The sequence below is a fragment of the Pseudomonas sp. KB_15 genome (assembly GCF_052114525.1).
Lineage (GTDB): Bacteria > Pseudomonadota > Gammaproteobacteria > Pseudomonadales > Pseudomonadaceae > Aquipseudomonas.
Genome location: NZ_JBFREX010000005.1, coordinates 187,168 through 199,537, shown reverse-complemented (window position 1 = coordinate 199,537; position 12,370 = coordinate 187,168). Strand labels below are relative to the sequence as shown.

Below are 12,370 nucleotides of genomic sequence, written 5' to 3'. Positions count from 1 at the left end.
GGAGTACCTTCATGGCCGATATCGCCATTTTTGAAGAGCAGGCGTTCTCTGTTTCTTCCCTGACCCATGCCATCAATGAGCAGGCCTATCTGCCCGGACGCATCAGCAGTCTCGGCCTGTTCCAGGAGGAGGGCGTCACCACCCTGACCGTCCAGATCGAAAAAGACGGCGACACCTTGGCGCTGGTACCCGCCGGCGAACGCGGCACTTCGGGTTTGGTGGTCGGTGCCAGCAAGCGTGATCTGATCCCGTTTAACACCGTGCACCTGCCGGAGCGCTTCACCATTCGCGCTGATGAGGTTCAGGGCATCCGTGCCTTCGGTGAGCAAACCGAGCTGCAGGCAGTCCAGGATGTGGTCAACGCACGGCTGGCCAAGGCTCGCCGTCAACTGGATGCCACCCATGAATTCCAGCGAGCCGGCGCCCTGAACGGCCTGATTCTGGATGCCGATGGTCAACGTGTGCTGCTTAACATCTATGACCGCTTTGGTGTCCAGCGCCAAGAGCTGTCGATGGGCCTAAACGCCGCCGACACCGAGGTGCGGGTCAAGTGCGGTGACGCGCTAGACATGCAGGAGGATGCGCTGGGCAGCACCACCAGCTCGGGCTCCCGTGCGTTCTGTGGCAAGACGTTTTGGAACAAGCTGGTGGCGCATAAATCGGTCAAAGAAACCTACCTGAACAGCGTCCAGGCAGCCGCGCTACGCGGAGATGCGCGAGATAGCTTCGAATTTGGCGGGATCGTTTGGGAGCGTTACCGCGGCAAGGTCGGTGGAGTGGCCTATGTCCCGGATGATGAAGCGCGCCTGGCGCCAGAAGGGGTACCGGATCTGTTTATCTCCGCGTTCGCTCCCGCGGACTACATGGAAACGGTCAATACCCTGGGTATTCCGTACTACAGCCGAATCGAAACGCTGCCGTTTGGCAAGGGCGTGGCGGGCGAAGCCCAATCCAACCCCTTGCACCTGTGCACGCGTCCGCGCGCGCTGCTTCGCCTGAAGCTCTAAGCATGAGCTTTCGGGACCTGGTCGATGACATCGACAGCACCGTGTTCGACACCCTGGCTGACACTGGTTACATCGAAGGTCGCCAGGTCCTGGGCATGTTTTCTGCGCCTTGGCTTCAGCCGCAGATGGGGCGGCTGAACACAGGCCTGCGGGAGCCGCGCTTTGTCATTCGTGTGGCCGATGCCGACGGAGTGGACAAGACGCAGACGGTGCGTATTGATTTGCCGGCGCTGGACGGCGGCGGCGTTTATACCCTGGTCAATGTCGAACCCAGCGGGGATGGTCTGGTGGCACTGATATTGAGGATGCAGGCATGAGTGTTGGGAGTTACTACAAGACATCCGCCAACAGCGCGATGATCACGCTGCAGCCTTCAGCCTCCGATCTTCAGGCCTTCCAGGAATTTGCGGCACGGGTGCCGAAGGCTGCAGCAAATGCCCAGCGGCGGGCGATCAACAAGACCCTCGGATGGTTGCGCACCCAGATCGCGCGCACGGTCGGTAAACAGGAGCGCATCGCGGTGGCTGCGGTTCGGCAACGGCTGCGTAGCTACCCGGTCAAGGGGAGCACCGGACAGGGCAAACTCTGGTTCGGTATCAACCCCATCGAAGCGAGCCGCATCGGTCGCCCTCGGCAGGGCAAGGCAGGCGTGTCGGTAGCAGGTCGTCGGTACCGGGGGGCGTTCTTCAAACGGGTTTACGGCAGTCGGGCTGATATCTGGATACGCACCGGCAGCAAGCAATTTTCTGTCGATGATTACCCAGACACTCACGCATCCACCGGCGGAGGTCATCGCTCAGGATGGATCGCGGAAAACGACAACCGATTCCCTTTGGCGAAAGCCAAGGTTTCGCTCGAAGACGTTCGTCCGCATTTCGAGTCGTGGACCCGGCGCGCCAATGAGCGATTACTGGTGGTGCTCAAGCAAGAGCTGAATTTTGAACTGCAGAAATCTATGAAGGGGAGCTCGCGTGTCTGATCAACCATTCAGCCTGGATCAACTCTACAGTGCGATCGAGCAACATCTGCGTGAGGCATTGCCTGCTGTGCAGTTCGTAGCTACTTGTCCGGATATCCGGGACCGGGTGGCCCTGCCTGCGGTGTTTCTTGAGCTGGCCGAGTTGGAACCGGGTCGAGACATCGGTACCGGCGAGGCGACGCTGGTGGCCAAGTTCGAGGCGCGGGTAATCGTGGCGCCCGAGCAGGCCCATCATCAACAGAAGGCCGCGCACTTGGCTGCGCAAATTGCCGTGCTGCTGCGCCTGCAAAATTGGGGTTTGGCGGTCGAGCCTGCCGAGTTCATTCAGGCCTCGCAGGACTGGACCAAACCCGAGCTGGATGGTTACACCGTCTGGGTGGTGGAATGGACGCAGCAGATCTACCTGGGTGAGATCGAATGGCCCTGGCCGGATGAGCCGCCCGGCACGCTGCTGATCGCCATCCATCCGGGCGCGGTGGACCCTGACGAGTCGCTGGTGGCGCCGGAGGCTGGATGAATTACGCCAATGCCGAACACGACCGCATGCTGGCCGGACTGGTCAAGCATTGCTACGTGGTCGCCCTGGACTTGGCGGCGGTGCCGCCGGTGTGTCGGGTGTCGGACGGCGAATGGGTCAGCGCCTGGGTGCGCTGGCACAGTTTGGCCGCCGGCAAGGCCCGGCACTGGCGGGTGCCGAGCATGAACGAGCAGGGCGCGTTGATCAGTGCCAGCGGTGACGTGTCACAAGGCACCTTTGTGCCGGGGCTGTACGGCAACGCGGGACCGGCCCCGGACAGCCGCGACCATGTCGAGCGCTGGCTGTTCGACGATGGTGGCTCGCTGACCTACGACTGGCAGGCCAAGCGTTACAGCATTGTCCTGCCGAGCGGGTCGGTGGACATCGAAGTCGGCAGTTCGGCCGCCACCGTGACGGATAACGCCGTGGTGGTGACGTCCGGCGCGATCGCCCTGGACGGTGACGTGACGATTTTCGGTGATGTGCTGATCAATGGCGCGTTACGCGTAACGGCCGACATTCTCGGCGGCGGATCGATCATCGACACCGCCGGCAACACGCCGAACCACCAGCACTAAACGCAACCCCTTTAACCAGCCCGCCGCGTGCGGGCTTTTTGTTACCTGGAGAACACTGTGGCCAATCCCACTACCCCCAAGGCCGAGGCGGAAAGCCCGCGACCGATCACCTACCAGGACAGCGCGTTCACGTCGCGCACCCTGATCATGAACAGTGGCCGACAGCATGCGGTAGCGGTCGGCCAGGTCACGGTCAGCAGTGCCGACGCCGAGGCGCTGGCGTTCCTCGACAGCGACCCGGCTTTCCAGCGCTTGCCGGAGTAAACCCATGATCGGAATGGACCGCCAGACGGGGCAGCCGATATCGGGCATCGAGCACTTGCGCCAGTCCATTGCCGACATCCTCGGCACGCCGCTGGGCTCGCGGGTGATGCGGCCCGAGTACGGCAGCAAGGTGCGCCGCTTCGTCGACCTGCCGGTTAACGCCGGTTGGAAAAGCGCCGTGCAGGCCGAGGCCGCCCGCGCCCTGGGGCGCTGGGAAACACGCCTGACGCTGGAAAGCATCCAGGTGATCGCGGTGCTGGATGGTCAAGTGCGCTTTCGCTTGCGCGGCACCTTCAACGATTTGCAGATTGAGACTGAGGTGGACGCATGAGCACTCTGGACCTGGCCAGCCTGCCGGCGCCGACCGTGATCGAGGTGCTGAGCTTTGAAGAGTATTACCAGCAGGCGCTGACCGAGTTTCGCGCGCTGATGGGTGCCAACTGGAACGCCGACCTGGAGTCGGACCCGGTGGTCAAGCTGTTGGAGCGGGCGGCCTATGAAAAGCTGATGACCCGGGCCCGGATCAATGACGCGGCCAAGGCGCAATTGGTGGCCTATGCGCGCAAAACCGACCTCGATCACCTGGCGGCCAACTACAACGTCAAGCGCCTGACCGTGATCGAGGCCGACCCCACGGCTGTGCCGCCGATCGAAGCGCAGTACGAGGAAGACAATTCGCTGATGGAACGGGTGTTGCTGGCCTTCGAAGGCATGGCCGTGGCGGGGCCGAGCGGCGCCTATGAGTTTCACGCGCTGTCGGCCGATGGCCGGGTGGCCGACGCCAAGGCCAGCAGCCCGAGCCCGGCCACGGTGCTGGTGAGCATCCTTAACCGGCTCAATGGGGGCGTGGCCACCGAAGACCTGTTGAACAATATCCGCCTCGCGCTGAGCGATGAGACCATTCGCCCGGTCGGCGATCGGGTGATTGTGCAGTCGGCCGAGCTGATCAATTACGAAATTGAGGCGGTGCTGTACCTGTACCCGGGCCCGGAAAACGAACTGAGTCTGATCGAGGCCAACGCCTCAATGAAACGCTACGTCAACACCCAGCGCCGTTTGGGCCGCGACATTCGGCGCTCGGCGATCCATGCCGCGCTGCATGTGTCGCGGGTGCAGCGGGTCGAGTTGATCAAGCCGGCGGCGGATGTGGTGATCGCTGATCACCAGGCGGCCAACTGCATCCGCTCGCTGGTGACGATCGGGGGCACCGATGAATGATGCCAGCCTGTTGCCGTCCAACCGCACGCCGCTGGAGCAGGCCCTGGCGCAAGTGGGCCTGGAAAACCCGGGGCTGGCGGACGTGCTGCGCGACACCAAGTCGCCGGAAAATTGCTCGGCCAACATGCTGCCCTGGCTGGCCATTGAGCGCAGCGTGGACCGCTGGGACCCGGAATGGTCGGAGGACATCAAGCGCAAGGCGGTGCGTGCGTCGTTCGAGATTCACAAGCGCAAGGGCACGATCGCGGCGTTGCGCCAGGTGGTCGAGCCATTCGCCGACATCATCGAGATTGCCGAGTGGTGGCAGCTGGAGCCGATGGGGCCGCCGGGCACCTTTAGCCTCGGCCTGGCGTTGCTCGATACCGGCCTGAGCGATCGCGGCATTGCCGAGCTGGAACGGATGATCACCGACACCAAGCCGGTCAGCCGGCACCTGGTGGGCCTGAGTATTACCTACAGCCCGAACGGGGTGTTTCACCTGGGCGCGGCCGTGTTCTCGGGCGATGAGGCCGAAATCCTGTCGCCGGAGCTGATGGCAGGGGACTTCCTGGACCTTGAGTTGATCATGCTGGCCAACGACCTGAACTATTTCAGCAACCACCTATTACCCGGACTGATGAGGGTTACATGAGCGAACTTTCAGACCGCCAGCGCGCCGCCATCGAATTGCTGGAGGCGGCGGCGCAAGTGGCACACGACATCGTGCACAAGCCGGCCAGCGAGGTCGTCGACACCGAGTCGGGACCGGCTCCGACCTTTCAGGCGCTGTCGGGGATGATCACCAACCTGGTGGGCGGGCTGTTGCTGCCGCGCCGCGTGGCGATCGCGTCGGCGGGCACGGCGCGGGCCTTGGATGTGAATTATATCGCTGGGGTGTCGTTCTTTGACGTGACCCTGGATCAGCCGCACTGCGCGCTGACGTTTCTCAACACGGCGGTGCCGGCCGGTTATACCTGGTCGTTTACCGTGCGCCTGGTGCAAGGCACCGGGGCCAACCAGGTGACGTTCCCGGCCGGCATTCAATGGTCGGGCAACCGGCCGCCGTTGCTGTCGTATGAAACCGGCGCGGCCGACCTGGTGACGTTCACCTGGGATGGTGCGCATTGGCTCGGGCTTTATGAGGGGGGTTGGTTCAATGTTTCAAGTCCCGCTTAACAGTCGCCGCCCGACCAGCCAGAAAGCCACGCTGGCCAATGCCCTGAGCATGATCGAAGGGCACCACCGCTTCCTGCAACGCAACACCGGCGACACCCTCGACGCCACGGTGCAGCACTACGTGCAGAACACTCAAGGCGTGCTGGCGAACAACCGGCATTTCATCGCGCATTCGCAAATGGAGTACCAGCCCAACGGCGACGGCACCACCGAAGGCCAGGCCTTGCAGATCCTCGGCTATGCGCATGCCTACCTGGCCACCCGCGACCCGCGTTACCTGGAGGCGGCCGTGTGGTGCTGGGAAGCCTACGAGGCGTATTTTTACGTGGGCCAGCCGATCCCGGAGACGCCGCAGCGGCGGATAGCCAACTGGATTGTCAATTCCAAGGAGCCGGTGCTGGCCAACTGGCCGATCAACGCCGCCGAGCCCACGCACAGCGGCTTCAAGGGCGTGGAATTCACTTTCAGCAACGGCGCGCTGGCGATTCCGCACGGGGCGCCGCACTGGGGCGAGTACCTGGACAAGGCCACGTTTGCCTTTGACGGGGCGCTGGCCTGGGACGCGATCAACGCAACCGTCAAGGGCGTGAAGCCGGACGGCGCGACCGATTGGGATCAGGCCGGCGTGCAATATGACGTCGATTGGATCATTGCCTGGACCGGGCAAAAAATTAATTGGGATGGCGACGTGTTGTCGGAGGGCCACCCGCTGGCCGAGCGCGGCCGGGTCCAACTGAAAAACACCAGCCTCAACGGCGTGCACAAGTTCAACTATGCGACCCGGCAGCCGGTCGAGCACGGCGGCTACCTGATCCCGCGTAACGCGGTGCAGCACAACCGGCCGCTGCATGTGCCGCTGCTGGGCAGTGTCAACCAGATGGGCAACGCGGCGGACGGTGAAGAGTGGTACATGGACGCCTGTTATCTGCTGTGGCGGATCACCGGCGAAAGTCGCTACAAGAAGGCCATGGACGCGTGCCGCTTCACCGCGCACGAGTACACGCAAATCGACTCGACCGACCGCTTTTTTCGGCAGAGCACGACGGCGGGCACGCCATTTACCGATGGCATTTCCTATGAGTTCACCTACCCGGAGGCGGTCACGCCGGTGCTGGGTCGCGACTCGCTGGGCTACATCACGATGCAGACCGACGCGGCCGCCCAGGTGTCGATCGAGCAGCAATCGGTGTGGTTTCGCATTACCCCGGCGTCGCTGGTGCGCACCTGTTACGGCGGCGTCGACATCAACAACGGCCCGCTGACGGCCAAGGTGGAATTGACCATTTCCCAAGACAAGACCGAGGGCAGTGGCATCAAGTACGGCTGTGCGCTGCCCAAGTCGGTGTCCAGCGTCGAGCTGGTGACGCACGACATACCGCTGTCGCAGTTCAATCGCCTGACCAAGGACGACGGCAGCGAGTACATCATGGCCGACCTGCGCGCCGTGTCGAGTTCGGACGATATCGTTTCGGTGGAGAGTTACGAACCGGCGATTTTTGAAGGGCGCGCCGGCACGGTGGTGAAATCGTTTTTCCCCGATGATGAGGGCTGGTACTCGATCGGGCATTACCTGCTGGCCAGCGAAAAGGCGCCGATGCAGAGCATCACCTATCGAGCGGACGGCTATTTCAACTTGCGCTTTGCCGATGACAACGGCTGGCGCTGGTGGTGGATGCTGCCGCCGACTGGCGACGCCTTTGTCACTTTGCAGATTCGCCCGGAGGACGCGACGCTGTCGGGTTATCAGCCGGGCGCGGCGGGGCGGCCTGACCCGGCGGCGCCGGTGTATTCGCAGATTGAGGAATTCAGCATTTTGATGGATTCGTCGGACACCAACCTGACGTTTGAATATTACTGCGTCAACGAGCTGCCGCCGGCCTTCGCCGAGGAAGACGGTTACACGCTGCAATATCGGTTGACGGTCAGCGGCCAGGCGAAGTTTCGGGCGCTGGTGGGTGATTGCACGATTCGCGATTACCGCAACGATTCATTGGCCTATTGCCCCGGGGTGATCCCGTTTTCCAACATCTACTCGGAGGGCGCCGACCAGATCGGCGCGTGGCACGGCATGCCCTACCCGGGCTATCAGTACCCGTTTATTTACTGCATCGATCCGCTGGACCAGTACGTCAACGAACTGAAGCACATGGTCGATTTTCTGTACGACTCGCAGCAGTGGTATCAGCAGCGGTTCGGCCAGCTCGGCCCGGGCGCCTCGGCCTACGTGTGGAACCGCTGGGATAACTTCAAGTACGGCGACCCGGACACCTGGACCATGCACCACTGGGGCGACGGTACTGCCTGGAGCGGCTACCAGTCCCGGGCCTTTTTCGGCGCCTGTCGCGCCTGGTATGAACTGGTGCAGCAGGGCAAGCCGGTGCCGCCCAAGCTGATCGCCTACGCGGAAAACTGGATCACCTGGTTGATTCAGTTTGTGAAGGCGCACAACGGGGTATTGCCCACGGATTTTCCCATGGCCAGCGTGCCGCAGCCGGTGCCGGACGACTTCACCGGGCACATGACCGGCCTGTGGCTGGCTGGGGCCTGTATGGCGGGTTTGGCGGGCAGTCAGGTGGCTGAGCTGGATGTGCTGATCGAGGCCTGCGTCAGCGAGCTACAGCAGCACTACGTGGTCACGCCCGTGCCGGGCCAAGCTATGAACGGCAGTTGGTCGCCGGGGGTGCGCCTGGGCACCGATAACGGCATGTTCTTCGGCTTTTGGGCCGGGGAAATCCTGCGCGGCCTGAGCCTTTACATTCAGTACCGCACCCACGGGCCCGGGGCGAACATCTACGGCGCGCCGCTTCCGGCGTAGCCATTCAAGGCCCCGCCGGTAAGGCGGGGCGCAGACTTCAACACAAGGCGCAGGTATGGCAGAGCAGGATATTATTTATATCGCGATGCTGACGGAGGTAGGCGCGGCGCAGTTGGCCAAGTCCATTGCCAACGGGACACCGTGGAAAATTCCCAAGATGGCGGTCGGGGATGGCAACGGGGTCACGCCGCTACCGTCGAAATTGCAAAAGAAGCTGATCGGCGAAAAATACCGTTTCAATTTGAACCGGCTCACGGCGCAAAGCGAAAAGTCGGCGATCGTCGCCGAGGGTATTCTGTTGCCGGAAATGGGCGGCTGGTGGGTGCGCGAGGTCGGTCTGTACGACGACGCCGGGCTACTCATCGCCGTGGCCAGCTACCCGGCCACCTACAAGCCGGTGCGCGAGCAGGGCAGCGGCCGCACCCAGGTGATCCGCCTGGTGATCCAGGTCAGCAGCACGGCCACCGTGCAAATCATCAACGACCCGAACACGGTCACGGCCACCCTCGGCGTGGTCCAGGAGGCGATCGACCAGGGCGAGGCGGCCAGCGCGCGCAAGCTGAAGACGCCGCGCGCCATCGCGCTCACGGGCGACGCCACGGGGCAGGGCCAGTTCGACGGCTCGGCGCCGTTGAGCATCGCCCTGGCGCTGTCCAAGACCGGCGTCGCCGGGGGCACTTACACCAAGGTTACGGTCGACGACAAAGGCCGGGTGAAGTCGGCGGGCAATCTGGCGGCGGCGGACATTCCGGCGCTCGATGCCAGCAAGATCACCAGCGGCACGCTGGACCGCAACACCACCGGCAACGCGGGCACGGCGACCAAGTTGCAGACCGCGCGCAAGATCAGTTACAGCGGCGACCTGGCGGGCAATGGCCTGTTTGATGGCTCGGGCAACGTCGATATCAACTTGACGCTGGGCAACAGCGGCGTGTCGGCCGGCAGTTACGGTAAGGTCCGGGTCAATGCCAAGGGCCTGGTGGTGGAAGGCATGGGCCTGACGGCGGCGGACATTCCGGCGCTCGATGCCAGCAAGATCACCAGCGGCACCCTGACCCGCAACACCACGGGCAATGCGGCCAGCGCGACGCAGTGGCAGACCGGGCGTCTCCTGAGCTTTTCCGGCGCCGCCACTGGCGGGGCCTGGATGGATGGTTCAGCGAACGCCCACGTGGCGCTGACGTTGGCCGGCTTTGATGCCAGCGCCATGGTCTCGGGTCAACTGCCGCTGTCGCGCGGCGGGACCGGCGGCTGGGACGCGGGATCGGCCCGGGCGAACATTGGCGCCGCGTCGCCGGCGTCGCTGTGGCACAGCGCCAATGGTTTCTGGTGGGACAAAAACACCGGGCTACTTGTGCAATGGGGTGTCCGCGAACTCGGGGACGCACCCGGCGGGATGTGGAACGTGCCGTTTGGCTTCAACTGGTACTTTGATACGGCGCCTTTCATTGTCTTGCCGGTGATTACCCAACTGCCTGGCGGCAATGTCGCGGCCGCGACGGTGACGTGTGCCCTGAACGAAGGTTCCATGACCACCGCCGGCTTCACCCTGAGTTTCGCCGAATGGAACAGCAATGTGCAGAACATCGGCGTGCGCTGGCTCGCCGTGGGCTACCGCATGACCCCGATGTAATTCAGGCAATACCCGTTTCACGCAACCGCCAATTGGGCGGTTTTTTCGTTTCTTAGGAGAGCGTTTTTATGAGTGGCTTCTTTCACGGTGTCACGACCAGCCTGGTCGAGTCCGGCGCCCGCATTATCAGCTTGCCGTCGTCGTCGATCATCGGCCTGGTCGACACCTTCACCCCGGGGCTGGGTCTGGTGGAGGACAACGTGCCCACCCTGCTGACCAGCCCGCGCGAGGCGGTGGCCGCGTTTGGCGCTAACTCGCCGATCACCAAGGCCGCCCTGACGATTTTTGACCAGGCGGCGGCGGTCATTGTCGCGGTCGGTGTGACGTCCTCGGGCGAGGCGGCGGCGCTGACCAGCGCAGTGATCGGTGGTGTCCAGGCAAATGGTAAGCGCACCGGCCTGCAAGCCCTGCTGGACGGTAAGAGTCTGTTCAACCTGCAACCGCGGCTGGTCGTGGCGCCCAAGCACAGCGCGACCGAGGCGGTGGCCATGGCCATGGGGGTGCTGGTGGGCAAGCTGGGTGCAATCGGCATCGTCGATGGCCCGGGCACGACCGACGAGGCGGCGATTGCCTACGCCACCGAGCTGAGCAACAAACGCCTGTTCCTGGTCGACCCGGGCATCAAGCGCTGGAACACCACCACCGACGCCGAAGAGATCCTGCCGGCCTCGGCCATGATGGCCGGGCTGTTCGCGCAGACCGACGCGCGTTATGGCTTTTGGTCGTCGCCGTCGAACAAGGAAATCGCCGGCATCACCGGCACCGGCCGCGCCGTGGAGTACCTGGACAACGACCCGTCGTGCCGGGCCAACATCCTCAACAACGCCAAGATCACCACCATCATTCGCGACGGCGGTTATCGGGCGTGGGGCAACCGCACCCTGTCCAGCGACGAGAAATGGTCGTTTGTCACCCGTGTGCGCACCGTCGACATGGTCATGGCGGCGATCCAGGCGGGCCACCGTTGGGCGGTCGACCTGGGCATCACCAAGACCTACATCAAGGAAGTGACCGAAGGCCTCAACGCCTTTATGCGCGACCTCAAGGCCCAGGGCGCGGTGATCAACTTCGAGGTTTTTGCCGACCCCGAGCGCAACACCGCGACCCAGATCGAGCAGGGCAAGGTGGTCTGGTCGATTCGTTTCTCTGATGTGCCGCCGGCGGAAAACCCGATTTTCGAAGTCGAGGTAACCAACCAGTGGATGACCGAAGTTCTCGACGTAGCCTAAGGAGGCGCGCAAATGATTCCTGAAGTACTGCACAACACCAACATGTTTGTCGGTGGTATCAGCCTGCAAGGCGATGTCCCGAGCCTGAATTTGCCCAAGCTGGCGGTCAAGGTCGAGGAATACCGCGCCGGCGGCATGGATGCGCCAATCGACATGGACATGGGGCTGGAGAAGCTGGACGCCAGTTTCACCACCAACGGCGTGCGCCGCGAGGTGCTGAAGCACTTCGGCGCCTTCGATCAGACCGGCTTTAACGCGTCGTTCCGGGGCGCGTTCAAGGGCCAGAAGGGCGCGACTAAGGCGGTGGTGGCCACCCTGCGTGGCGGCCTGCGTGAAGTCGATCCGGGGGAGTGGAAGGCGGGCGAAAAGGCTGAGTTCAAGTACGCGGTGTCTGTGACCTATTACAAGCTGGAAATCGACGGCCGGGTGATGTTCGAAATCGACCCGGTCAACTGCGTGCGCGTCATTGATGGCGTGGATCAACTGGCCGATGTACGCGCCGCCCTGGGCATTTAAGGATTAAGACGATGACGACTACCAAGACACTGCCTAGCTGGCTGGAACTGACCGACGAGGGCGCAAACATCACCTTGCGCAAGGCTTCGGACATTAACCAGGTGAAAGTCCAGCGCGTTAGCCTGCGCGCGCCCACGGTGGCCGAGTTGCGCGCCGCCACCCTGCAAGCCGCTGGCGATGCGGAAAAGCGCGAGGTGATCCTGTTCGCCTCGTTGGCGGACGCCGGCACCAAGGACATGGAGGCGCTGACGATCGTGGACTACAACCGCATTCAGGCCGGTTATTTTCGCCTGGTCGAAGATGATGAGCCTTACCCCTACGACAATTAAGGCGGTGGCCAAGCGGCTGGCCCGGGAGACGCATTTCTCGGCCAGCGAAATCGAAGCCATGCGGTTCGACCGCATGCTTTGGTGGCTCACGGATTGAGCCTTTCCCTTCGTTACGCGTAACAGGGCATTC

Annotated in this window: 15 protein-coding genes; all 15 read left to right on the top strand. The window is 63.1% G+C overall.

All coding sequences use genetic code 11. From position 1 onward, the window contains the following. Positions 1-11: 11 nt before the first annotated feature. The 15 genes from AB4Z35_RS09180 to AB4Z35_RS09110 all read left to right on the top strand — a co-directional run bounded on the left by AB4Z35_RS09180 (position 12) and on the right by AB4Z35_RS09110 (position 12,240). The gene (locus AB4Z35_RS09180; RefSeq protein WP_442096744.1) at positions 12-1,007 is read left to right on the top strand and encodes a major capsid protein; all 996 of its coding nucleotides are present in this window, start codon (positions 12-14) and stop codon (positions 1,005-1,007) included. Positions 1,008-1,009: 2 nt separating this feature from the next. After that, positions 1,010-1,324, top strand: coding sequence for a head-tail joining protein (locus AB4Z35_RS09175; protein WP_442096743.1), 315 nt, complete (start codon positions 1,010-1,012; stop codon positions 1,322-1,324). After that, positions 1,321-1,986: a hypothetical protein gene (locus AB4Z35_RS09170; RefSeq protein WP_442096742.1), complete on the top strand. Its 666-nt coding sequence runs from the start codon at positions 1,321-1,323 to the stop codon at positions 1,984-1,986. The genes AB4Z35_RS09175 and AB4Z35_RS09170 overlap by 4 nt, the downstream gene beginning before the upstream one ends. Then, positions 1,979-2,503 (top strand): hypothetical protein, encoded by a 525-nt coding sequence (locus AB4Z35_RS09165; RefSeq protein ID WP_442096741.1) that lies wholly within the window; start codon positions 1,979-1,981, stop codon positions 2,501-2,503. Before AB4Z35_RS09170 ends, AB4Z35_RS09165 begins: the two co-directional genes overlap by 8 nt. Next, a complete protein-coding gene (locus tag AB4Z35_RS09160) occupies positions 2,500-3,081 on the top strand; it encodes a phage baseplate assembly protein V (RefSeq protein WP_442096740.1) in 582 nt (193 codons plus the stop codon). Before AB4Z35_RS09165 ends, AB4Z35_RS09160 begins: the two co-directional genes overlap by 4 nt. 57 nt (positions 3,082-3,138) lie before the next feature. Beyond that, a complete protein-coding gene (locus AB4Z35_RS09155) occupies positions 3,139-3,345 on the top strand; it encodes a hypothetical protein (RefSeq protein ID WP_442096739.1) in 207 nt (68 codons plus the stop codon). Between the two features lie 4 nt (positions 3,346-3,349). Then, positions 3,350-3,676 (top strand): GPW/gp25 family protein, encoded by a 327-nt coding sequence (locus tag AB4Z35_RS09150; RefSeq protein WP_442096738.1) that lies wholly within the window; start codon positions 3,350-3,352, stop codon positions 3,674-3,676. Continuing rightward, positions 3,673-4,563: a baseplate assembly protein gene (locus tag AB4Z35_RS09145; RefSeq protein WP_442096737.1), complete on the top strand. Its 891-nt coding sequence runs from the start codon at positions 3,673-3,675 to the stop codon at positions 4,561-4,563. The genes AB4Z35_RS09150 and AB4Z35_RS09145 overlap by 4 nt, the downstream gene beginning before the upstream one ends. Next, a complete protein-coding gene (locus tag AB4Z35_RS09140; RefSeq protein WP_442096736.1) occupies positions 4,556-5,194 on the top strand; it encodes a phage tail protein I in 639 nt (212 codons plus the stop codon). Before AB4Z35_RS09145 ends, AB4Z35_RS09140 begins: the two co-directional genes overlap by 8 nt. Continuing rightward, positions 5,191-5,718, top strand: a complete 528-nt coding sequence (locus AB4Z35_RS09135) for a hypothetical protein (RefSeq protein ID WP_414920539.1) — start codon at positions 5,191-5,193, stop codon at positions 5,716-5,718. The genes AB4Z35_RS09140 and AB4Z35_RS09135 overlap by 4 nt, the downstream gene beginning before the upstream one ends. Then, positions 5,699-8,533 carry a phage tail protein gene (locus tag AB4Z35_RS09130; protein WP_442096735.1) on the top strand — a complete coding sequence of 945 codons (2,835 nt, stop codon included), beginning with the start codon at positions 5,699-5,701 and terminating at the stop codon, positions 8,531-8,533. Before AB4Z35_RS09135 ends, AB4Z35_RS09130 begins: the two co-directional genes overlap by 20 nt. A gap of 55 nt (positions 8,534-8,588) precedes the next feature. Further along, a complete protein-coding gene (locus AB4Z35_RS09125) occupies positions 8,589-10,166 on the top strand; it encodes a phage tail protein (protein WP_442096734.1) in 1,578 nt (525 codons plus the stop codon). 68 nt (positions 10,167-10,234) lie between these two features. Continuing rightward, on the top strand, positions 10,235-11,395 hold the full coding sequence (locus AB4Z35_RS09120) for a phage tail sheath subtilisin-like domain-containing protein (protein WP_442096733.1): 1,161 nt from the start codon (positions 10,235-10,237) through the stop codon (positions 11,393-11,395). 12 nt (positions 11,396-11,407) lie between these two features. Next, on the top strand, positions 11,408-11,911 hold the full coding sequence (locus tag AB4Z35_RS09115; protein WP_442096732.1) for a phage major tail tube protein: 504 nt from the start codon (positions 11,408-11,410) through the stop codon (positions 11,909-11,911). A gap of 11 nt (positions 11,912-11,922) precedes the next feature. Then, positions 11,923-12,240, top strand: a complete 318-nt coding sequence (locus AB4Z35_RS09110; RefSeq protein ID WP_442096731.1) for a phage tail assembly protein — start codon at positions 11,923-11,925, stop codon at positions 12,238-12,240. Positions 12,241-12,370 lie beyond the last annotated feature (130 nt).

What these genes read in the sequence shown, in the direction of transcription:
- AB4Z35_RS09180 (WP_442096744.1), top strand. Translation starts at nt 12, where the DNA reads ATGGCCGATATCGCCATTTTTGAAGAGCAGGCGTTCTCTGTTTCTTCC.
- AB4Z35_RS09175 (WP_442096743.1), top strand. Translation starts at nt 1,010, where the DNA reads ATGAGCTTTCGGGACCTGGTCGATGACATCGACAGCACCGTGTTCGAC.
- AB4Z35_RS09170 (WP_442096742.1), top strand. Translation starts at nt 1,321, where the DNA reads ATGAGTGTTGGGAGTTACTACAAGACATCCGCCAACAGCGCGATGATC.
- AB4Z35_RS09160 (WP_442096740.1), top strand. Translation starts at nt 2,500, where the DNA reads ATGAATTACGCCAATGCCGAACACGACCGCATGCTGGCCGGACTGGTC.
- AB4Z35_RS09150 (WP_442096738.1), top strand. Translation starts at nt 3,350, where the DNA reads ATGATCGGAATGGACCGCCAGACGGGGCAGCCGATATCGGGCATCGAG.
- AB4Z35_RS09145 (WP_442096737.1), top strand. Translation starts at nt 3,673, where the DNA reads ATGAGCACTCTGGACCTGGCCAGCCTGCCGGCGCCGACCGTGATCGAG.
- AB4Z35_RS09140 (WP_442096736.1), top strand. Translation starts at nt 4,556, where the DNA reads ATGAATGATGCCAGCCTGTTGCCGTCCAACCGCACGCCGCTGGAGCAG.
- AB4Z35_RS09135 (WP_414920539.1), top strand. Translation starts at nt 5,191, where the DNA reads ATGAGCGAACTTTCAGACCGCCAGCGCGCCGCCATCGAATTGCTGGAG.
- AB4Z35_RS09130 (WP_442096735.1), top strand. Translation starts at nt 5,699, where the DNA reads ATGTTTCAAGTCCCGCTTAACAGTCGCCGCCCGACCAGCCAGAAAGCC.
- AB4Z35_RS09125 (WP_442096734.1), top strand. Translation starts at nt 8,589, where the DNA reads ATGGCAGAGCAGGATATTATTTATATCGCGATGCTGACGGAGGTAGGC.
- AB4Z35_RS09120 (WP_442096733.1), top strand. Translation starts at nt 10,235, where the DNA reads ATGAGTGGCTTCTTTCACGGTGTCACGACCAGCCTGGTCGAGTCCGGC.
- AB4Z35_RS09115 (WP_442096732.1), top strand. Translation starts at nt 11,408, where the DNA reads ATGATTCCTGAAGTACTGCACAACACCAACATGTTTGTCGGTGGTATC.
- AB4Z35_RS09110 (WP_442096731.1), top strand. Translation starts at nt 11,923, where the DNA reads ATGACGACTACCAAGACACTGCCTAGCTGGCTGGAACTGACCGACGAG.